This window comes from Achromobacter sp. HNDS-1, assembly GCF_040084795.1.
GTDB lineage: Bacteria > Pseudomonadota > Gammaproteobacteria > Burkholderiales > Burkholderiaceae_B > Achromobacter > Achromobacter ruhlandii.
Genome location: NZ_CP157584.1, coordinates 494934 through 515284, shown reverse-complemented (window position 1 = coordinate 515284; position 20351 = coordinate 494934). Strand labels below are relative to the sequence as shown.

Annotated in this window: 16 protein-coding genes and 3 pseudogenes; 12 read left to right on the top strand and 7 right to left on the bottom strand. The window is 61.6% G+C overall.

Features of this window, described 5'->3' with window-relative positions; translation table 11 throughout:
* Positions 1-53 precede the first annotated feature (53 nt).
* A complete protein-coding gene (locus ABFG95_RS02310; protein ID WP_348995398.1) occupies positions 54-278 on the top strand; it encodes a hypothetical protein in 225 nt (74 codons plus the stop codon).
* A gap of 298 nt (positions 279-576) precedes the next feature.
* Here ABFG95_RS02310 and ABFG95_RS02305 read toward each other — a convergent pair.
* Positions 577-874: pseudogene (locus tag ABFG95_RS02305) on the bottom strand (integrase core domain-containing protein); the annotation flags it as partial.
* A 962-nt stretch (positions 875-1836) separates the two neighbouring features.
* Between ABFG95_RS02305 and ABFG95_RS02300 the strand changes: the two are divergent.
* Positions 1837-2679, top strand: coding sequence for a TonB-dependent receptor (locus ABFG95_RS02300; protein ID WP_278991864.1), 843 nt, complete (start codon positions 1837-1839; stop codon positions 2677-2679).
* Positions 2680-2780: 101 nt separating this feature from the next.
* On the opposite strand, the gene ABFG95_RS02295 is transcribed toward ABFG95_RS02300, so the two are convergent.
* Entirely contained in the window at positions 2781-3617 is an 837-nt protein-coding gene (locus tag ABFG95_RS02295) for a prephenate dehydratase domain-containing protein (protein ID WP_278991866.1), read from the bottom strand.
* A 62-nt stretch (positions 3618-3679) separates the two neighbouring features.
* Positions 3680-4561 (bottom strand): LysR family transcriptional regulator, encoded by an 882-nt coding sequence (locus ABFG95_RS02290; protein ID WP_020928192.1) that lies wholly within the window; start codon positions 4559-4561, stop codon positions 3680-3682.
* Positions 4562-4646: 85 nt separating this feature from the next.
* Here ABFG95_RS02290 and ABFG95_RS02285 point away from each other — a divergent pair, with 85 nt between their 5' ends.
* The 6 genes from ABFG95_RS02285 (at position 4647) to ABFG95_RS02260 (ending at position 10121) form a co-directional block, all read left to right on the top strand.
* Positions 4647-5492, top strand: coding sequence for a CoA ester lyase (locus ABFG95_RS02285; RefSeq protein ID WP_348995397.1), 846 nt, complete (start codon positions 4647-4649; stop codon positions 5490-5492).
* A gap of 34 nt (positions 5493-5526) precedes the next feature.
* Positions 5527-6840, top strand: coding sequence for a CoA transferase (locus tag ABFG95_RS02280; RefSeq protein WP_278991844.1), 1314 nt, complete (start codon positions 5527-5529; stop codon positions 6838-6840).
* Between the two features lie 51 nt (positions 6841-6891).
* The gene (locus ABFG95_RS02275) at positions 6892-7890 is read left to right on the top strand and encodes a cyclase family protein (RefSeq protein ID WP_348995396.1); all 999 of its coding nucleotides are present in this window, start codon (positions 6892-6894) and stop codon (positions 7888-7890) included.
* 69 nt (positions 7891-7959) lie between these two features.
* Entirely contained in the window at positions 7960-8946 is a 987-nt protein-coding gene (locus tag ABFG95_RS02270; RefSeq protein WP_348995395.1) for a tripartite tricarboxylate transporter substrate binding protein, read from the top strand.
* Between the two features lie 65 nt (positions 8947-9011).
* Positions 9012-9467, top strand: a complete 456-nt coding sequence (locus ABFG95_RS02265) for a carboxymuconolactone decarboxylase family protein (protein WP_049073313.1) — start codon at positions 9012-9014, stop codon at positions 9465-9467.
* A 378-nt stretch (positions 9468-9845) separates the two neighbouring features.
* Positions 9846-10121, top strand: coding sequence for a hypothetical protein (locus ABFG95_RS02260; RefSeq protein ID WP_223821429.1), 276 nt, complete (start codon positions 9846-9848; stop codon positions 10119-10121).
* 165 nt (positions 10122-10286) lie between these two features.
* Here the strand turns inward: ABFG95_RS02260 and ABFG95_RS02255 are convergent.
* Positions 10287-10892, bottom strand: a pseudogene (locus ABFG95_RS02255) (IS3 family transposase); the annotation flags it as partial.
* 753 nt (positions 10893-11645) lie between these two features.
* Here ABFG95_RS02255 and ABFG95_RS02250 point away from each other — a divergent pair.
* Positions 11646-12134 carry a hypothetical protein gene (locus ABFG95_RS02250; protein ID WP_348995394.1) on the top strand — a complete coding sequence of 163 codons (489 nt, stop codon included), beginning with the start codon at positions 11646-11648 and terminating at the stop codon, positions 12132-12134.
* Positions 12135-12389: 255 nt separating this feature from the next.
* A complete protein-coding gene (locus ABFG95_RS02245) occupies positions 12390-12644 on the top strand; it encodes a hypothetical protein (RefSeq protein WP_348995393.1) in 255 nt (84 codons plus the stop codon).
* 1017 nt (positions 12645-13661) lie between these two features.
* Here ABFG95_RS02245 and ABFG95_RS02240 read toward each other — a convergent pair.
* Together ABFG95_RS02240 and ABFG95_RS02235 are read right to left on the bottom strand one after the other, a co-directional pair.
* Positions 13662-14142: pseudogene (locus ABFG95_RS02240) on the bottom strand (integrase core domain-containing protein); the annotation flags it as partial.
* A 130-nt stretch (positions 14143-14272) separates the two neighbouring features.
* Entirely contained in the window at positions 14273-14863 is a 591-nt protein-coding gene (locus tag ABFG95_RS02235) for a hypothetical protein (RefSeq protein WP_348995392.1), read from the bottom strand.
* Positions 14864-15058: 195 nt separating this feature from the next.
* On the opposite strand from ABFG95_RS02235, the gene ABFG95_RS02230 reads away from it, so the two are divergent.
* Positions 15059-16972: a radical SAM protein gene (locus ABFG95_RS02230; RefSeq protein WP_348995391.1), complete on the top strand. Its 1914-nt coding sequence runs from the start codon at positions 15059-15061 to the stop codon at positions 16970-16972.
* On the opposite strand, the gene ABFG95_RS02225 is transcribed toward ABFG95_RS02230, so the two are convergent.
* Positions 16908-18053, bottom strand: a complete 1146-nt coding sequence (locus ABFG95_RS02225; protein WP_348995390.1) for an AraC family transcriptional regulator — start codon at positions 18051-18053, stop codon at positions 16908-16910. The two genes, ABFG95_RS02230 and ABFG95_RS02225, sit on opposite strands and share 65 nt — an antisense overlap.
* Positions 18054-18178: 125 nt before the next feature.
* On the opposite strand from ABFG95_RS02225, the gene ABFG95_RS02220 reads away from it, so the two are divergent.
* The gene (locus ABFG95_RS02220) at positions 18179-20296 is read left to right on the top strand and encodes a TonB-dependent siderophore receptor (protein WP_348995389.1); all 2118 of its coding nucleotides are present in this window, start codon (positions 18179-18181) and stop codon (positions 20294-20296) included.
* The last annotated feature ends 55 nt before the right edge of the window (positions 20297-20351 follow it).

Genomic DNA, 20351 nt, shown 5'->3' with positions numbered 1-20351 from the left:
CAAGGAAAATATCCATTCGTAGGTAAACCATGAATCTCATAAGTGCAAAGAACATGTCTGGTTATGAAGCGATACAGGTCATAAGGCAGGGGCGGCAATTGCAGTGTCCTGTATGCGGGGATATTTTAAAAACCGTTCCCGAAGAGTGGAAACCAGGGATGCCCTTGCATGGCCTTCAGTGTCCGGCTAATTTCGAGCACTATATGCTTGTTATCGAAGATGAAAATGCTATGAGAGAAATGCGCAGGCGGATGGCTGCGCGCGCCAAAAAATCTTAGAGACTATATTTTTTGCGCGGATTTAACGTGTCAGACTACCTTAAATGTGAAAGAAAGGGAGAGGCCCCGGCTGCAGACTGCTACCGGGGCTTTCTTTTTTTAAAAGGTGGGTGGTATTTAATTAAACGTAGTCTGACACTGAGGTTTCGCCACGAATTTATCGCAATCCTCCCGTGGGTTCAGCGGGTTTCACCTGTCTTTGCAAAAGGACTGTACTGAGCTGGTCTTCACCTGACACCGGCCCCAATCCGGTGTTTTCTCAAGTCGCCTCGGCGAACACATTCTGCGGTTCGGGCTGCTACGTCTTGCCGGCATCGAACATCTGCACCGGAGTTCTGCCCTCCATCATCCGGCCTTGGCGGCCGCTCATGGTTGTAGTGGTGCAGATAGGTATCGAAGTCTCCCTGCCTCTGCTCAATCGATTCATATGAGATCGTTCGAGCCACAATGCGGAAGTGCTCGTCCAGCAAGTTGCGGTGCAGCCGTTCGACGAAGCCATTGCTTTGCGGTCGCCTGACACGGGTCGTGCGATGCTCGATGCCTTCCAGTTGCAGGAACAATTCGAACGGATGTTGATCGGGCCTGCCGCAATAGTCAGGTCGGGGTTTGGGTGGGCTGTACGTTTTTTGGTACGAGAGAAAATAGTATTTATCGTGATGCCTTTCCAATTCTGTTCAATCAGCGGGTTTCGCGACTCATGAGACTACTCATTTTGTGCAAAGATTGACCTCTAGAAATTATCATCTCGGCCATGAATGCCAAGTATTTCGAGCCCAAGGAGCGGTAGATAAAAGTCATTGATTGAATGGGTTGAGAGATAATAAACTGTACGATATATTGGAGAAACATCCGATTTATCTTGGAGTTGCGCGTGATCCAAATTGGACAAGATAAGGATTATTTTTATGCCAAAGTGCAAGGAATGTGGTAAAGACGAATGGGTGATTGTTGCTCATCAGGGAGCTATGGAGCGTTGGAGGTGTGGGTTTTGCGCGTGGGAAACGGACGTCCATGTCTATGAGGCAACGATGAATCCTCAAGTTCCTGCCGAAGAAGGAGAAGTGTTTTTGATACACGCTGTTTGGAAATCAACTCCTGGGCGCGCTGAAGTTTAGAGTTTTTTATCGATCTTTCCGAGATTGAATAAGAGTTCCTCTTCCGATATCGTTAGAATGATAAGGCTAGGCCAGCCCATCGAGGTTGGCCGGTTCAGTGAGTTGGAGTTGAGGGCTCTGGAACCCAGGTTAAGGTCCATGAATATTGAATTTATCAAGAACATTGATCCATAATGATATGGAAAAGCTGGCGTTTTTATGGATTAAATTTATTTAATATATCGATTTATTCTGGGGGGCAATTGGCAGGCATATTTTTGCCTGTTGAAGAGTGGATGGTTTAACTTGCTACGGTATCGGTTTTGGGACCCGTCTGCGATTGTGTGTGAGGGGGGAGTATCACGAGACTAAATCGTACTGAGCTGGTATTCACCTGACACCGACCCCAAGCCGGTGTTTCTCAAGTCGCCTCGGCGAACACATAGGCCGGTTGGTACGGCGCGCTGCGCTTCAGCCTGGCCGACCCGCTCAAGCTGATCGTCGGCGGCCGCTACAGCACGTGGAAGACCGATGCGGTAGGGTGGGGCGGCAGCAGCCGGCAGGCGTTCGACAAGGACGCCTTCGTGCCGTACGCCGGCCTGCTGTACGACCTCAACGAGAACTACACGGCGTACGTCAGCTATACCGGCATCTTCAATCCGCAGGACAAGCAGGACCGCAACGGCAACTGGCTCGATCCGCTGGAGGGCAAGGCCTACGAGGCCGGCATCAAGGGTGAATTCCTGGAAGGCCGCCTGAATGCCTCGGCGGCGGTATTCCAGATCAACCAGGACAATCTGGCGCAGGACGACGTCGGCTATCTGGTGCCCGGCACGCTCAACCAGGCTTCGCGCGCCGCCAATGGCACGCGCAGCCGGGGCTTCGACCTGGAAGTGTCGGGGGAAGTCTCGCCCGGCTGGAACGTGGCGGCGGGGTGGTCGCACTGGACCGCGCGCGACGGCGACGGCAGCCCCATCCAGACAGACCAGCCGCGCAGCCTGGTGCGCTTGTTCACCACCTACCGATTGCCGGGCGACTGGAACCGGTTGACGGTGGGCGGCGGCGTCAACTGGCAGAGCCACGTCTACACGATCGCCAACGGCCCCAATGGCGAAGAGCGCGTGGGGCAGGGCAGCTACGCGCTGGTCAACCTGATGGCGCGCTACCGGTTCGATAAGAGCCTGTCGGCGCAGTTGAATATCAACAACCTGATGGACCGCAAGTACTACTCGCAGATCGGCTTCTACAGCCAGGGCGCGTGGGCGGCGGGGCGCAGCGCGACGTTGACGATGCGGTATCAGTATTGAGGCCGATGCGCCCGACATGCGGGTCGAGGCCGTGCGCCCCTTTCGCGACGACCCGGGCCCGGGCGAGCGCGCACGGCCCGGGCCATAGCCGGGCGCGCCTGTTATCGCGGCGAGGCTTGGCGCGGGTAGGAGCCCAGCACCCGCATGCCCGGCTGCGCCGCCAGCACCGACGCCAGCGGCTCCTGCCGGGCGTGGCCGGCCACCTCGATCACGTAGCGATGCGTGTCCAGCGTCTTCTTGCTGGGCCGTTCGTAGATCGTCAGCACCGGCACCTTGGCGGTGATCAGTGCCGCCAGCGCGCCATTGAGCGTGTCGTCGGACGCATCGACCAGCAGCGAGGTCTTGTCGCGCCCGGTCGGCGCCGGCATCGCGCGGCCCAGCACCCACCAGCGGGTCACGTTGTGCGGCCCTTGCTCGATGCCATCCACCAGCGATACCAGCGAATAGACCGACGCGCCCACCTTGGGGCCGAACGACGCCTTGTCATGGCCCGGGCTGTCGGCCACCGTCTTGGCGGCGGCGCCGCCGCTGGCGGCCTCGGTGCGCTTTACCTTGGGCATCTCGCGGTCGACCCACGGCTTGACCTCCTCGAACGCCACCGGGTGCGCCAGCACCTCCGTGACGTCCGCCAGTTTGGTGCCCGGCTTGGCCAGCAGGCTGTAGCCGAGCATCTTCGGATACTCGGCCACGATCATCACGTCCGGCAGGTCCAGCACGGCATCCAGGTACGGCGTCACGCCCACCACCGACGTGGTCACGGGCACGCAGGCGCGCTCGATCTTGCCGGACTGGTAGCCCTTGAACAGGTCGTCGCGCGTCAGCGGCACCAGGTCAGCGGGGCCGAACAGATCCAGGCAGGCCTGGTGCGTCCAGGAACCCGCGGGCCCCAGGTAGCCGATCTGGCCGGCCGCGCTGGCGGCCAGCGGCAGTGCGAACATCGAGCAGCCGACGAGCGTCGACAGAATGGTCTTCTTCATGCTTTCCCCTTGTAGAGCGCGGGTCAGGCGCCCGCGTTGGCATACTCTACAACGGCAATGTCGCGAAAGGCGCGGATCAGCGCCAGCCGTGGCGACCCGCGCGACCAGATCAGGCCGAAGCGGCGCGGCTCGCAGGGCTCGGGCAGCGGCAGGGCGAGCAGGCCGAGCCGTTCGATCGCGCCGTTGGTGGAACGCGGCAGGATCGCCACGCCCAGGTCGCGGCTGACCATCACCGCGATCGATTCGATGGCGTTCAGCTCGAACCGTTCGCGCGGCGTGATGCCGACGCGCCGCAGGTAATCGTCGATGTGCTGGCCGCCCCAGTCGCTGCGCTGATAGCGGATGAAGGGTTCGGCCGTCAGCAGGCTGTGCGGGTGCCGACCGGCATGGCGCGGCGCCGCCGCCAGCACGTAGGGTTCTTCGCGCAGCAACTGCCAGCCCAGGCTCTTGGACAGCGGGTAGGGCGCTTGCAGCGCGATGGCGGCGTCCAGTTCGCCGCTTTCGATGGCGGGGTAGAAGCGCGCCGAATGGCCCGGCTGGATCTCGACGTTGATGAGCGGATGGCGCCGCACCAGGTGTTCCAGGATGGCCGGCACCATCGAATTGAGCGCCGTATTGCCGGCCCCGAGCCGCAGCTCGCCCATCATTTCGTCGGAACGGGCCAGGTAGCGGATCTTCTCGATCCGTTCCAGCACCTCGCGCATCGGCCCGATCAGTTCGGTGGCCTTGGCGGTCAGGTGCACGGTGCGGCCGGCGCGCGCCACCAGCGCCACGCCCAGCTCCTGTTCCAGCTTGCGGATCTGCTGCGCCACCGCGCCGTGGGTCAGCCCCAGGCGGCGGGCGGCCTCGGCCATGGAGCCATGGCGCGCCACGGCGGCCAGCGTGTGCAGGAAGTCGGTGTTCATGATGATAGATATTCTATCGTCTTATCGTAATTTGGCTGTCCCCGATCGCACGTCTCCAGCGCCACAATGCGGCCAGGAGACATCAATGAGAAGCAAGCTTTTCGTTCCCGCCTCGCGTCCGGAACTGTTCGACAAGGCCCTGGCCAGCGCGGCCGACGCGCTGTCCTTCGACCTGGAGGACGCGGTCGCGCCGAGCCGCAAGCAGGAAGCCCGCGCCGCCTTGGCGGCCTGGCTGGCCGCGCCCGCGTTCGCCGCCGTCCATAAGCAACATCCCAAGAAAATTATCGTCCGCGTCAACGCCGCCGACACGCCCGACTTTGCCGCCGACCTGGCCGCGCTGCGTGGCCTGCCCATCGACGTGCTGAACCTGCCCAAGGTCGAAAGCGTCGCCGCGCTGCGCGCCGCGATCGACGAGGCCATGGACGCCGGCTTCGCCGGTGAATTCCTGGTCACCATCGAAACCCCGCGCGCTCTGGCCGACGCCGCGCAACTGGCGGCGGCCCATCCGCGCGTCGCCGGCCTGCAACTGGGCCTGGCCGACCTGTTCGAGCCGCTCGGCATCGAGCGTTACCAGCCCGACACGCTGCGCGCGGTGATGCTGTCCCTGCGCCTGGCCGCCGGCTGCGCCGGCAAGTACGCCATGGACGCGGCCTACGCCCGCGTGCGCGATGCCGAGGGCTTTCGGGCCGAGGCGCAACTGGCGCGCTCGCTCGGGTTCCTGGGCAAGTCGTGCGTGCATCCCAGCCAGATCGCCATCGCCAACGAGGTGTTCGGCTTCAGCGCGGACGAGATCGCCCAGGCCGAGCGCATCGTGTCCGCCAGCCGCGAGCATGACGGCGTCGGCGCCTTCGTGCTCGACGGCAAGATGATCGACGCCCCCTTCGTGCGGCGCGCCCAGGACGTGCTGCTGGCCGCCGGCCGAGCCGCCTGACGCGGCCGCGCTACCGATTTTGAGTGAATCCGCAATGCAACAAGCATCCCCCGCCGACCTGCCGCTGGCCGGCATCAAGGTCCTGGACCTGAGCGCCTACATCGCCGGCCCCTATGGCTGCGCCCTCTTGGGCGACATGGGCGCCGACGTCATCAAGGTCGAGCCGCCCGAAGGCGACAACCTGCGCAAGTACCCGTCGACGCTGGCCAGCGAAAGCCGCGCCTTCCTGGGCATCAACCGCAACAAGCGCGGCCTGTGCCTGAACCTGAAGGAAGCCGCCGGCCACGAGATCCTGCTGCGCCTGGTGCGCGAGGCCGACGTGCTGGTCCACAACTTCCGGCCGGGCGTGCCCGAGCGCCTGCGTATCGACTTCGCCACGCTGTCGGCGGTCAACCCGCGCCTGGTCTATTGCGCCATGACCGGTTATGGCGCGGTCGGCCCGATGGCGCGCCACGCCGGCTACGACCAGGTGCTGCAATCGATGACCGGCATGTGCGCCGCCCAGGCCAAGGCCGACGGTCCGCCCGAAGTGCTGTACGGCTCGGTGGTCGACTACTACGGCGCCGCGCTGATTTCCAACAGCGTGGCGGCGGCCCTCTACCGCCGCGAGAAGACCGGCCGTGGCCAGGCGATCGAGGTCTCGCTGCTGGGCAGCGCGCTGGCGATGCAGTCGGCCCGCCTGGTCTGGGCCGATGGCGAACCGCGCCACATCGAGCGCGACATGCGCTCGGGCGGCATCACCGGCATCCATCCCACCCGCGACGGCTACCTGTACCTGTCGGCCAACACGCCGCACTTCTGGCGCGCGCTGTGCGGCCACCTGGACCTGCCGGAGCTGGCCGAACACCCTGACTACGACTCCGTCAAAAAGCGCGCCGCCCAGGCCGCCGTGCTGGTGCCCCTGGTGCGCCAGGCGCTGGCGCGCGCTTCGGCGCGCGAATGGGCCGAGCGCTTTGGCCAGAGCGTGCCTTGCGCCGAAGTGCGCCCGGTCGAGGACATGTTCGATCATCCCCAGGTCGAGGCCATGGGGCTCATGCGGCCGTACCACAACCCGCAGGCCGGCGACTACCTGGGCCTGGCGCAATGGGCCCACTTCGGCGGCGCCGCGCAAGCGCCTGCCGATGAGTCGGGGGAGGGGCGCGGCGAATCTGGAGCAGGGCGCGGTGAGTCCGAGGCAGCGCGCGACGAGTCCCGGGCAGGGCTCGGCGAGTCCCGAGCAGGGCGCGGCGAGTCCCGAGCAGGGCGCGGCGCGCCCGGTCTGGGCGAACACAGCGAAAAAATTCTGTCCGCCCTGGGATACACCGCGTCCGAAATTCACCTGCTGCGGCAATCCTCGGTGGTGCAATAGCCGCCACAACGATCATAAGACTCGTCCGAGACAGAACGAGGAGACAAGAAAATGCGTCCACGCTACCAGCAGCGTCCCGACGGCTCCAACTGGGGCGACTTCGGCGCTGATGACCAGCTCGGCACTCTGAACCACCTGGACCGCCAGGCGCGCCTGGCCGCCGTCGCGGAAATCCGCGAAGGCCTGTCGTTTTCCCTGAGCCTGCCGCTGACGGTGCCGCGCGCGCCCGTGCTCAACCCACGGCGCAAGGGCCCCGTGATCCAGCCCGCCGAAAAGAACGGCGTGCCGGTGTACCGCTATCCGCTGGCGCGCGACGTGCCGGGCGCCACCGACGTCGTCAGCGACGACCGCGTCACGCTGTCGCCGCAGTACTCCACCCAATGGGACGCCCTGGGCCACGTCGGCGCGATGTATGACGCCCACGGTACCGGCCAGCCGCAGCCCACCGGCTACAACGGTTTTACCGTCAGCGAACCGCGCGCCGACGGCTTCACCGGCACCCAGGACCTGTCCATCGCGCCCATGGCGCGGCACGGCATCCAGGGGCGCGGCGTCATGGTGGACCTGCGCGCCCGCTTCGGCGACGCGCATCGCAAGGTCTCGTACCAGGACCTGATGGACGTGATGCACGCCGACGGCGTGCAGGTGCGCCCCGGCGACATCCTGTGCCTGCATACCGGCCTGGCCGACCTCGCGCTCACCCTGGGCGACGATGAGCAGGACCGGCTCAAGACCAGTTGCTGCGTGCTGGACGGCGCCGACGCGCAATTGCTGGCCTGGATCAAGGACAGCCGCATCGCCGCCATCGCCGCCGACAACCACGCGGTGGAATTGCGCAATCATCATCTGGAGAGCGGCAGCGGGCCGCTCCTGCCGCTGCACGAACAATGCCTGTTCAAGCTGGGTTTGCCGCTGGGCGAACTCTGGCACCTGACCCCGCTGGCGCACTGGTTGCGCCAGCACGACCGCCACGCCTTCTTCCTGACCGCCGCACCGATGTACGTGCCCGGCCTGGTGGGCGCGCCGGTCAACCCCATCGCGACCGTCTGACCTCGGACGGACCGCGCCACGATCCTTGATCCATTCAACATCCCCGCAGGGGAGACGTGAGGAGCACACATGAAGAAAACCCGTCACGCGGCCCTGGCCGCACTGCGCCCCGTGGCCGCCGCATTGGCCCTGGCCGGCACCCTGGGCGCGGCCCACGCCGCCGGTTACCCCGACCAGCCCATCACCGTAGTGGTGCCGTACTCGGCCGGCGGCGGCGCCGACAACGCCGCGCGCATCATCGCCCAGGGCATGGGTGAAGTCGCCGGCCAGAGCGTCGTCATCGAAAACAAGGGCGGCGCCAGCGGCTCCATCGGCGCCGCCTACGTGGCCCGCGCCAAACCGGACGGCTACACCGTGCTGTACGACGCCTCCGCGTTCTCCATCAACCCCGTGCTGCGCAAGCTGCCCTACGACGCCAAGAAGGACTTCATTCCCGTTTCGCAGGCCGTCAGCGTGCCCAACATCCTCGTCGCCGCCACCGGCTCGGCCTTCAACAGCCTGCCCGACTTCATCAAGGCCGCGCGCGCCAACCCCGGCCGCTACACCTACGCCTCGTACGGCCCGGGCAGCCTGGCGCAGATGGCCGCCGAACTGCTCAAGAAGGATGCCAAGATCGACGTCGTGCACGTGCCGTACAAGGGCGGCGCGCCCGCCATCGTCGACGTCATGGGCGGGCAGGTCGACGTGTACTTCGCCAACGCCGCGTCCAGCCTGAACTACGTCAGCACCGGCAAGCTCAAGGCGCTGGCCGTGTCGTCGGCCGCGCGCATGCCCGACCTGCCCAACGTGCCCACCGTCAGCGAAGGCGGCGTCAAGGCCTTCGACGTCGTCGAATGGAACGGCTTCTTCCTGCCGGCCGGCGCCGATCCGCAGGTCGTCGCCAAGCTGCAGGACCTGGTGCAGAAGGCGCTGGCCCGCCCCGAAACCCGCGACAAGCTCGCCAAGCTCGGCCTGACCCCGGTCGGCAGCAGCGCCGCGGACTTCGCCAAGTTCGTCGACGCCGAACAGGTCCGCTGGGCCGAGGTCGTGAAAACCAATAACATCACCGTGAACTGATCGGCCGGGGCGGGCAGCGCCGTTGCCCGCCCCGCCGACGCAAGCACCCAAGGGGAGATGCCGCAATGAGCCGGGAAGACGATTTCGAGCGCGGCCTGGCCAACCGCCGCGCCGTGCTGGGAGAAGAATGGGTGCAGCGCTCGCTGGACCGCGCCACCACCTTCACCGCCGATTACCAGAACCTGATCACCCGCTACGCCTGGCACGACATCTGGAGCCGTCCCGGCCTGCCGCACAAGGCGCGGCGGATGATGGTGCTGGCGGTGACGCTGTCGCTGGGCCGCTGGGAGGAGTTCGAGCTGCACGTGCGCGCCGCGCTGACGGCGAAGGACGAGTCGCGGCTGAGTCCGGATGAACTGAAGGAAGTGCTGCTGCAAAACGCGATCTACGCGGGCGTGCCGGCGGCCAATACCGCGTTCAATCTGGCGCAGGGGATTCTGCGCGAGGTGGCGGGGGAGATCGGGTATGTGTTGGAGCCGGCGGAGGTGCGGGGGGCGGATTTGTTTGGTGGGGGAAATTGAGGTTTTAGGCGCGCGTGGCGGACAGATACCGTTGTCTGCCTGATAATGGGGATTCCATAGCGCTTAGATGTTGGCAGTGTAAGATTGCTCACTTTCCTAATAATGCAAGGTTATGCTGCTCTCTACGCTTACGGAAGAACAAGTCGGCAAGTTCCGATGGATATGCGAACGCTTTGGGCACGATATCCGACTGCCGCCAGCGGACCATTGGAAACGATGTCCGATACCGATATTTGGTCCGCGTCGTAAGCCAAGTTGTCGTGGTGGGAAAATCCGATCCCGCCAAGCGGCTTTCAGCGAATTTGAAGTGGGATGGAGAGTGAAGTGGAGAAAATTTTTATAATACCGTTCCACGTTAGGCGCGGGGCGGATTCAATAATGCCCGTGGATTTTTTGGGAGCTTACGTTAGTTGTTTCACGAGTGGTGAAAGTTATGTCGCGGCCACAGAAAAGGCCTTGGCGCAATTGCTGCAGGATGGAATGGTTCCGGAAGAAATATCGCAACCTATTTTTGAACTTGCTTCAGGGGGGTGGAGTGAGTATATCAAGGAAAAATGGCCAAGCTATGTGCAGTTACTGCCGGATCAAATTGATTTTGATAAGGCAATGAGGGACGGTTTGGTTGTTTATGGGCCGTTTGGTTCGTATGGTTGAAATAATTTTATGCTGGAATTTTGCTGGGCTGACCCTAACTCCGAATTAGTCCGGATCAGAAGTAGAGATTTCCGGCTCATTGAGTTTAGTACTTTGGCCGCTTGCCAAGTGCTGGCGCGCGTATTCTGCAGGTGCCTGCCACTTCAGCGCGGGGGGGGCGAACTAGTATGTCCGCCAGGCGTCGATTTTCTCCTTGGCATCGGCAAATGACAAGAACCGATGGCTGTTCAGGCATTCCTGACGTAAGCAGCCATTGAAGGATTCGCACTGCCCATTGTCCGTCGGCTTGCCGGGCCGGCTGAAGTCGATTTCCACCCCCTTTTCGCATGCCCATTTGTCCATGGCTTTGGAGGTGAACTTACTGCCGTTATCGGTTTTTATGACGCGCGGCAAGCGGCGCAGTGCGCATACGCGACCGAGCGTCGCCACCACATCGTCACCCCGCAGGTTTTGCCCAATGTTGATGGCCAGACACTCTCTGGTGTAATTGTCAACCAGAGTCAACGCTCGCAGGCGGCGACCATCGAACAATTGGTCCATGACGAAGTCCATGCTCCAGAGGTCATTGATGGCTTGCGCAACCGCTTCGGGGTGGCGACGTTGCGCCGACTTATTGCGCTTGGGGCGCTTGTGCCGCAACGACAAGCCTTGTTCTCGATACAAACAGTAGACCCGGTGGTGATTGTCTCGATAGCCTTCGCGGCGCAGCATCACGTGTACACGCAGGTATCCGTAGTGAACGCGCGTACGCGCGATCTCGTGGATTCGCATTGACCAGCTCCCCGAGTTTAGTGCCCGATGATTCGAAGTTCATGGAGTGCTACAGTCACCGATAAGGCGCTGGAAGTTACGACGTTTTACCCTGGAACAGGGATAAAAAATGCGGTCTTAATTCGTGAAACTGGTATAGATCTTTCTGCTGGTAGGGCTTCTAGTGATTTTGGTCGAGAATTCTATATGACGACTTCTAGGGAGGAGGCTCTGATGTCAGCGAAAAAGACTGTACGGGGATTCAGTCGATGGAGTTAGATATAGTGTCCCTGCCGCGAGATCGAGTCGATGTCATCTCTAAAATTTAGCCTGCCTGATCGTGACTGGCAGGACTTTGTGCGCGTCCATAAAGAATATCAACCATCGATTTTGCTACATGGTAGGACGCGGTTCGATATGGTCGAAGGTCCGCTTTTCAGACGTTATAGTGGGGAAATATGATCCATTGGAGCGAACAGCGGTTAGCCATGGCCGCGTAGCGTTCCTACTTCTGGAAATCGCTAGGAATGGGAGAATTGCCGATGTGTTTGACTATATCGTTTTTTTTGTAACGCACGACGGCGCCACAGCTATATCAGTCAGGTTTCTCCGGTAGAGTTCGAATGAGGCTACTTTTTCATGAGCGGGACTGTCTAAGAAATCCGGGCGATTCATTCGGCAAGAAAAGTCCGTCATAAAAAGCGCTGCGGATGGGCGTCAATAGTATTCCACTCAATTCGAAGTTTTGTCTAATTGGTTGCCTGGGTGGTAAAGATGCAAAACAAAAACTCTGTTTGTGGACTTTGTGGCCGTAATATTGAAAGAGACCAACCCATATTTTTCTTTCCGACGTTACCCCTTGGCCACAATTTGGCGGATATCCAGGGTGTGCTGCACGTGGAGTGTTTGGTTTCCCAAGATGCGGTGAGAAATGTTGGTGTTCAAATGGCCGGAATTATTGAACAGATTGCGCGCGTTTCTTCGGATGCCCCTTTTGTCGCTCGGGATGGAAATATCGTCTCAAGATATCGAAAATATGAGCAAAAATATGAGGTTTTGGATTTTGAAAATTTTTGCGAGATTTTAATTCCAAAGAGGGCAGTGGGTAATGTAAAGCAAGTTGAGCCTGAGGGGTCGCTTTCGTTGGGATTTGATGTTTTGCGTGCGAGAAATGGAAGTATTTATTTGGAAAACAAGCGATTGGGATCGATTAATTATTTGCGAACGTTGAGTCTTAAGAGGTTGCTAGGGTTGCTGATATAATTTTCCCAAGGTTTATGGTGTGTTTGTTTGGGTTGTTTTGGCATTTAAATCGATGATTTGGGAAGTTTGCATTTTCTTTGCCTCGGGGAAAGAGCCCCGCGCCGATGTTGGTGTCGGGTTTCTTTTTTGGGGGGTGGTGTAGAGTGACTTCTGAGCAACAAATCCGACGACTCCAAGACCAAGTCTCAGGTTATCACTGGACCTAACCCAACGACGATCTTCCGCGCTACCGGTCTTGACCGCTGAGGTAAATAAATGAGCGATGCAGAAATATTGCAATATCTTCAAAGCCACGCCTCAGTGGACCGTTTCTATTTATTCATTGCTCCTGGAGGAGACGCGCTGGTGAAGTATTTTGATGCCTCGGGTCGATCTTGGAACCTCATGGAGGACGATGATGTATTTATTGCGCGAGTGGTGGACTTCTTAAGGCTTTCGGGTGTTCGGGTCTTTGATGATTTTGAGGCTCTTTTGAAGTGCGAGCAGGAAACCGCAAGATTGACATGTTGAAGTTCCATTTCAAAATTAACGTGTCAAACTACGTTTGATTAGACAGGAATTGGGAAGCCCCGGTCACGGAGTGGTGCCGGGGCTATTGTTTTTCTCGTGCGGAAAAATTGGATTAGTTTGACCAGTGCCTACTTGGTATAAATCATAGCTGGTGTAAGCAAGTTGATGGCCGGCCGGTGTTTTCGGCTGTTGGGTTTCTATGCTGGCTTCATTCCTTTCTGGTCCTCGGCTACTTGCTAGCCAGGGAGCCGGTAACGCCTGCGGCGGTTGCTGACACGCTATCTCGAGTCTTAATGGCGCTGCTGCAGGACCCAGGAAAAGTGTTCAGGGACTATGTCAACGACATAGGTGAGCGACTTTAACGACGCGTCTTTGGAGTAGGTGCAGTGTGTCGATTTTAGAAGCGCAAGTGGAGGATTGTTCTCGGTGCCTCTGGATTTTCTGGGATTAAAGATTATTTCGTTAAATACTGGCGTTTGAGAGGGGGGGTAATGCTTAAAGATTGGTTGGATTTATATAAGAGGATATATGAAAATGCGGGTGATGTCGGGCCGTTAGTGTGCCCAGAGTGTGGTTCCTCTTCTGTGGATTTTCAGTATGTGGGTGATGAGGAAAGTCGTATAGGGTATGTGGCGATGTGGTGTGCGAATTGCAATAAAGGCGCAAGCTTATCTCGGGTGGCGATACCGCCCGGAGCCCCTTTTCTTTCTTTCGATGCTCCCATTCAAGACGTGGCCGCCCGTATTCCTGACTTCACGCAGATTTCGGTTTGAGAATTTCTTTGATTGGTTTTGTTTTTTGGGAAATTTTAATAGAGAATTTCTACCTAAATTTTTATTATCGGTGTCAGTGTTGGAAAAATGAAAGATCCTCATGTAGAAGGGGGGCTCGGTGGGATTATCCAAGTTGTACTGAAACAGTATTGAACTGACACCGGCCCAGGCCGGCGTTTTCTCAGGCTGCCTCGGCGAACACGTCCTGTGGGGCGGGCAGCTGTGTTTTGCCGGCATCGAGCATCTACGCCGGAGTTCTGCCTTCCATCTTCCGGCCTTGATGCGGCCGTTCGTGGTTGTAGTAGTACAGATAGGTATCGAAGTCTCTCTGCCTCCGCTTGATCGATTCAGGGTCGTGCGACCCGCAATGCGGAAGTGCACGTCCAGCAAGGTGCGGTGCAGCCGTTCGACAAAGCCGTTATTTGGCGGTCGGCTGACACGGGGTGTGCGATGCTCGATGCCTTCCAATTGCAGGAACAATTCGAACGGATGCTGAGCGGGCCTGCCGCAATATTCCCTGCCATTGTCCGAGAGCAGGGTTTCGATGCGCAGGCCCTGCTGCTCGAAGCACGTGGACCGCCGTCAGAGGCAGCTCATGGTTATACGACCGGCCAAAGGCAAATAGGTTATAGCAGTCCAGGACGGTTTGCGGATACCCTGTCTACGCCCTTGTGGGTGTCGGCAAAGAAGGTGTCGATAAGCTCCGGCTCGCCTGTAGGATGCATGTATTGACACAGCAGAACCCGGTTTCTGGTCATATGACCACGCCCCAACGTGGTCCACTGTTAGGTGAATACCATCTCAATACAAGCTGGAATCCTGACCCGCCATGCCGATGCCGTTGATCTGCTGCGATCATCTGTCGCCCCTGCGCCCGAGCAGCGGCCTAAGGTGATCCCACACACCTGTTTCCAGAACGTTCATCGCTCGTTCGACTTCGACTTGGTCGTTGTATTGAGGTACGTCGTAAACCGTTAAGCGGACATTCAATGCCAGCGGTTTCGCCCATTCCTCCAAATGCATTGCGTAGGTGCCGCTGCTCGAAGCGACCAAGTGCTGGCTTATTCTCGATCTGGGAGTGAAGCTGCGGCCAACATACAGTGTTTCGGAGCCTTCGAACTGACGATTAAGCGTGCAGAGGTTTTTCTTCTTCTTGTTCGTTCCTTGTTCTCCCTTGGCTCGCTTTATTTCGCGGAGAACTGTCTCGCTTTGTTGGTTATTGTCGAGTTTAAATACGTACAGGACGCACTTTCCCTTGTCGGCTAGCGTGTAGCCCGTTCGTAGATCGGCAAGCGCTGACTTTACCCACGCCGCGGAAATGGTCGATGTGTTGAAAGGCAGCTCAAAAAATGGTTCAAGCGTCAGGGTATGGGCGATGTTGATTGCCTGGTTCAGTGTTTCCTGATAGCTTCTGATTGCATCCGAGACGATCTTTCTGTGTGGCATTGAACTATTTTTAGGGTCTTCTGAATCACAGGCCGATGGTGGCTGATGGAGTGTACGGGACGTCGAGGCGCCGTCAAGGCCGCGTAATAAATCCTTGTGGTACGCCTGTCCCCGGCGCGCCATTATCCTGCCCGCCGTTCGCTCACTATAATCCCCCCTCGATCCCCGCTTTGACGGCATTTCCCGCCGTGTCTCATGTCCGCCACGCCCCTTCGCGTGCTGTCCGTCATCCCGCCGATGACGCAGCTCAATACGCCATACCCGTCCACCGCCTACCTGACCGGCTTCCTGCGCTCCCGCGGCGTCACGGCCACGCAGGAAGACCTGGCGTTGGCGCTGGTCTTGCGCCTGCTGTCGTCCGACGGCCTGCGCGCCGTGGCGGCCAAGGTGGATGCGTTGCCGCTGGACAAGCACACCCCCGCGATCCAGGCCTTCGTCGCCATGCAGCCGCGCTACCTGGCCACCATCGCCCCGGTGATCGCCTTTCTGCAGGGCCGCGACTCGACACTGGCGCACCGCATCGTCGGCCGTAACTTCCTGCCCGAGGGCCCGCGCTTTGCCTCGCTGGACGTGTACATCGACGACGAGGGCGGCGATCCGCTGGGCTGGGCCTTCGGCGCTCTGGGCCTGCAGGATCGCGCCAAGCACCTGGCCACGCTGTACCTGAACGACCTGGCCGACGTGCTGCGCGACGCCATCGATCCGCGTTTTGAATTCGTGCGCTATGCCGAATCGCTGGCCGGCAGCCAGCCGACCTTCGACCCGTTGGCCGAAGCGCTGGCCGCGCCGCTGAACCTGGTCGACGACACCCTGCGCGACCTGACCCTGGAAGCCCTGGCGCGCCACCAGCCCACCATGGTGCTGCTGTCGGTGCCGTTCCCGGGCGCCGTCTACGCCGCCTTCCGTATCGCCCAGGCCATCAAGGCGCAAGATCCCAGGATCATCACCGTGCTGGGCGGCGGCTTCGTCAACACCGAACTGCGCGAACTGAAAGACCCGCGCGTTTTCGACTATTTCGACTTCGTCAGCCTCGACGCCGGCGAGCGCCCCTTGCTGGCGCTGATGGAGCACGTCGAAGGCAAGCGCTCGCGCCAGCGCCTGGTGCGCACCTTCCTGCGCGACGCCGACAGCGGCGCGGTGCGCTACGTCAACCTGGTCGAGCCCGACGTCGCCTTCGCCGAAGTCGGCACGCCCACCTGGGACGGCCTGCCGCTGGACCGCTACCTGTCGCTGCTGGACATGCTCAACCCCATGCACCGCCTGTGGAGCGACGGCCGCTGGAACAAGCTGACCGTGGCCCACGGCTGTTACTGGAAGAAGTGCAGCTTCTGTGATGTCAGCCTGGACTACATCGGCCGTTACGAAGGCGCCTCGGCCACCGTGCTGGCCGACCGCATCGAGGCCATCGTGCAGGAAACCGGGCAGACGGGTTTCCATTTCGTCGACGAGGCCGCGCCGCCCAAGTCCCTCAAGGCCCTGGCCACCGAGCTGATCGCGCGCAACGCCGGCATCTCGTGGTGGGGCAACATCCGCTTCGAGAAAACCTTCACCCCCGAGCTGTGCGAACTGCTGGCCGACAGCGGCTGCATCGCCGTCTCGGGCGGCCTGGAAGTCGCCTCGGACCGCCTGCTGAACCTGATGAAGAAGGGCGTGTCGGTCGACCAGGTGGCGCGCGTCACGCGCGCCTTCAGCGACGCCGGCGTCCTGGTGCACGCCTATCTGATGTACGGCTTTCCCACGCAGACCGTGCAGGACACGGTCGACGCGCTGGAATATGTGCGCCAACTGTTCGAAAACGGCTGTATCCAGAGCGGGTTCTTCCACCGCTTCGCCTGTACGGTGCATTCCCCGGTGGGGTTGAATCCCGAGGAATACGGCGTGACGCTGCGGCCGCTGCCGGACGTGACGTTCGCCAAGAACGATATCGGCTTCGACGACCCGACCGGGGTGGATCACGACGCGCTGGGACGGGCGTTGAAGAAGGCGATCTACAACTACATGCACGGGATCGGGCTGGACGAAGACGTGCGTAGCTGGTTTCCGTTCAAGGTGCCGAAGACGACGGTGGGGCGGCATCGGATTGCCAAGGCGTTGAGCCAGCGGGCGTAAGCGGCAGGCCGCGCTTGTATTCCCCCGGCCCCACGCCAAACTCCTTCCGGAACGCCGCCGCGAAGTGGCTGGGATTCGAGTACCCCATATCGAACGCCACCTCCATCACCGTCACCTTGCCCGCCCGCAGCCGCTGCTGCGCCTCGCGCATCCGCGCCTGCTGGAACAAGCCATAGACGCTGTGCCCGAACAACTCGCGGAATCCGCGCTTGATGCGCATGGCGCTCAAGCCCGTTTCCGCGGCCATCTGCGCCAGCGTGGGCGGATGGGCGAGGTCCGCCAGCAGATAGTCGCGCGCCGCCATCAGGCGTTGCCGTTGCGGCGTGGCGGCATTGGCGCGGCGCAGGTCCGCGTGGCCGGCTTCTAGAAACAGGCCGGTGAGCATCATGGCCTGCGCTTCGCGGATCAGCCGCGCGCCGGGGGTGTCGCAGGCGGGCGTGCGCAGGTGCTTCAACTCGCGGCTGATGGCGAGCGCGGCTTGATGCAGCTTTTCGCCGCGGTAGCCGGCGCGAAAGCAACTGCCGGAGTTCAGTGAGCGCCGCAGCGGCGCGTCCTCTTCGTCCTCGATCCACGTGCGCAGCACGTCCGGCCGCAGCGCAACGGTCAGGCTCTCGCATACCCCATGTTGGGCAAAGCGTCCGCGCCGATCCGGCGTGTAGTACAAGCAGCCCGACGTTTCCCTGATGGCATCGCCCTGTCCGGCGACGCCGCCTTCCAGCCAGCAATCGGTCTCGCCGCGCAATTGGTACGACAGCAATACGCGGTCGCCGTCGTCACGCGTGTGCACGGTGAAGGGCTGCTCGAATGCGCTTTGCCAATGGCATAGCTCGATGCCTTCCGCCACTTGCACGTAGACCAACCGGTGCCGTTGTCCCGGCAGGAAGTGCGCCAGGAAGTCCGTGTCGAACATCGAGGACGTGGGCAAGTCGGGCGGGGTGGAAGGGGCGGCGTGGCGCGGCATGTCGGGGTGGGTCTTCATAAAGCGGTGCCGGGGAACCGTTTCGGGGGTGACGACCCGATCCGGGTAGTTAAAGGAATGAGACGCAATATTAAATGGAGCGGCATTCCAAGCAATGCCCATACATCGCGCCCGGCGACACGCGCCGGGTCTCGGGATGCATGCCATCAAACAAACGGACCACGCTCATGATCTTCCAATCCCGCGCCAGATGCGCATCGCCCCGGGTTCTTACCGTCGGATTTCATTTGCTGCTGCTGGCCTGGACCCCGCCCGGCGCGGCGCAGGCGGCCGCAGCGGCCACGGCGGGGGACGCGCGCACCTTGCCGTCCGTCGAGGTCGTCGGCATCCCGCAGGACGACGGCGTGGTGCCGCGTCGCTCCAGTTCCGCCACGCGCACCGACACGCCCCTGATCGAGACGCCGCAGTCCCTCTCGGTGATCACCCGCGAGCAGATGGACGCGCGCAACGTGCGCTCGGTCAACGAGGCCTTCCGCTACGCGCCTGGCGTCGCCACAGAATCCTGGGGCGCCGTCACCGCCTATGACGACATGAGCATCCGCGGCTTCAGCACGGGCAACGGCCCCGTCGACACCTTCCTGGACGGCATGCGCCTGAACCGCGGCGTCGTCTTCGGCGGCCAGCAGGTCGATCCTTTCCTGCTCGAACGCATGGAAGTGCTGCGCGGCCCCGCCTCGGTGCTGTACGGCACCTCCACGCCCGGCGGCGTCATTGCGCTGACCAGCAAGCTGCCGCGCGAAGACGCCGTGCGCCTCATTGAGCTTGAGGGCGGCACCAGCCGCTACCGTCGCGGCTCGTTCGACCTGGGCGGCAAGGCCGACGAACGCGGCGCGCTGCTGTTTCGGGTCGTCGGCACCGCCATGAACAGCGATGGCCAACTGGACGGCACCTGGCTGCGCCGCCGCGCGGTCGCGCCCTCGCTGACCTGGCAACCCAGCGCTGCCACCCGCTTGACGCTGTACGCGCGCTACCAGGACGATCCCGGCCTGGGCATGATCTCCTCGGTGCCGGGCATCGGCAGCGTACTGCCCAACCACCATGGCCAACTGCCGCCCCGCTTCAACGTGGGCGAGCCGGGCTACGACACGTTCGCGCGCACCATCCGCGCCGTGGGCTACCAGTTCGACCAGAAGCTGGCGGGCGACTGGTCGATGAGCCTGAACGGCCGCTACACCCGCGTCGACAGCGACTATGACGCCGTGGTCCTGGCCGCCTTGCAACCGGACCTGCGCACCATCGACCGCCAGGTGCTCGGTTCCACCGAGCGCTACGACAGCTTCACCCTGGACAACCAGCTGAAAGGCCGCTTCGCCACTGGCGCCGCGCGCCACGAACTGCTGTCCGGCCTGGTGTGGGAGCAGATGCGCGGCGACGGCGACTACCGCACGACCTACAACGGCACCAAGCTGGATATCTACAGCCCCGTCTACGGTGCGCCGCAGCCCGTCCCGCCCACGGTCATGGACAAGGGCATGCGTTCGACGCTGACCGGCCTTTACGTGCAGGACCAGATTGCGCTGGGCAACTGGCACACCACCGTCGGTGTGCGCCAGGACTGGTCGACCATCGATTCCACTGACAGGCTCTGGCACAGAGGCTTCACCCAGAAGGACCAGGCCACCACCGTGCGCGTCGGCACGCTGTATCGCTTCGGCAATGGCCTGGCGCCGTACGCCACCTACGCGCAGTCCTTCGAGCCCGTGAACAGCCTGTCCGCCAGCGGCGAGCCGTTCAAGCCGACCCGGGGTGAGTTGTTCGAGACCGGCCTCAAGTACCAGCCGGAGAACTGGGACGCCCTGTTCTCCGCGGCGATCTACCACCTGACCCAGACCAACGTGTTGAGCGCCGACCCCGCCAACCCGCGCCTATCCGTGCAGTCGGGCGAGGTCCGCTCGCGCGGGCTGGAGCTGGAAGCGCATGCGCGGCTGTCGCCGCAGTGGAGCGTGATCGCGGCGTATACCTGGCAGAACGTCGAATACACCAAAGGCAATGCCAACGAAGTGGGCAGGACGCCCTCGCGCGTGCCGACGCGCTTTGGCGGCGTCTGGCTGGCGTGGGATGCGCCCTCCGGCCTGGGCGCGGCGCTGGGGGTTCGGCATAACGGGGGAAGCTGGGGCGGGTACCAGACGTTGCAGGATTTCCGCGTGCCGGGATACACCTTGGTGGATGCGCAACTGCATTACGACCTGGGGCGGCAGGTGCCCAGCTTGAAAGGGACGAAGGTGCAGTTGAGTGTGTCGAACTTGACGGACAAGCGGTATAGCGGGGGATGCTATGACCTGGATAACGGCTGCTTCGCGGGGGCGGGAAGGGTGGTCAGTTTGAAGGTGGGGTATCAGTGGTGAGGCGGGCGGATTGATGGCGGGGCGGGCGCGTCGGTGGGCAGCCCGCATCCCCGGC

Bases quoted from the DNA above. Each gene is read 5' to 3' on its own strand.
- ABFG95_RS02245 (WP_348995393.1), top strand. From the start codon at position 12,390: ATGAGCGATGCAGAAATATTGCAATATCTTCAAAGCCACGCCTCAGTG.
- ABFG95_RS02225 (WP_348995390.1), bottom strand. From the start codon at position 18,053: ATGGGCATTGCTTGGAATGCCGCTCCATTTAATATTGCGTCTCATTCC.
- ABFG95_RS02280 (WP_278991844.1), top strand. From the start codon at position 5,527: ATGCAACAAGCATCCCCCGCCGACCTGCCGCTGGCCGGCATCAAGGTC.
- ABFG95_RS02260 (WP_223821429.1), top strand. From the start codon at position 9,846: ATGCCCGTGGATTTTTTGGGAGCTTACGTTAGTTGTTTCACGAGTGGT.
- ABFG95_RS02275 (WP_348995396.1), top strand. From the start codon at position 6,892: ATGCGTCCACGCTACCAGCAGCGTCCCGACGGCTCCAACTGGGGCGAC.
- ABFG95_RS02310 (WP_348995398.1), top strand. From the start codon at position 54: ATGTCTGGTTATGAAGCGATACAGGTCATAAGGCAGGGGCGGCAATTG.
- ABFG95_RS02290 (WP_020928192.1), bottom strand. From the start codon at position 4,561: ATGAACACCGACTTCCTGCACACGCTGGCCGCCGTGGCGCGCCATGGC.
- ABFG95_RS02270 (WP_348995395.1), top strand. From the start codon at position 7,960: ATGAAGAAAACCCGTCACGCGGCCCTGGCCGCACTGCGCCCCGTGGCC.
- ABFG95_RS02265 (WP_049073313.1), top strand. From the start codon at position 9,012: ATGAGCCGGGAAGACGATTTCGAGCGCGGCCTGGCCAACCGCCGCGCC.
- ABFG95_RS02230 (WP_348995391.1), top strand. From the start codon at position 15,059: ATGTCCGCCACGCCCCTTCGCGTGCTGTCCGTCATCCCGCCGATGACG.
- ABFG95_RS02295 (WP_278991866.1), bottom strand. From the start codon at position 3,617: ATGTTCGCACTGCCGCTGGCCGCCAGCGCGGCCGGCCAGATCGGCTAC.
- ABFG95_RS02235 (WP_348995392.1), bottom strand. From the start codon at position 14,863: ATGCCACACAGAAAGATCGTCTCGGATGCAATCAGAAGCTATCAGGAA.
- ABFG95_RS02285 (WP_348995397.1), top strand. From the start codon at position 4,647: ATGAGAAGCAAGCTTTTCGTTCCCGCCTCGCGTCCGGAACTGTTCGAC.
- ABFG95_RS02250 (WP_348995394.1), top strand. From the start codon at position 11,646: ATGCAAAACAAAAACTCTGTTTGTGGACTTTGTGGCCGTAATATTGAA.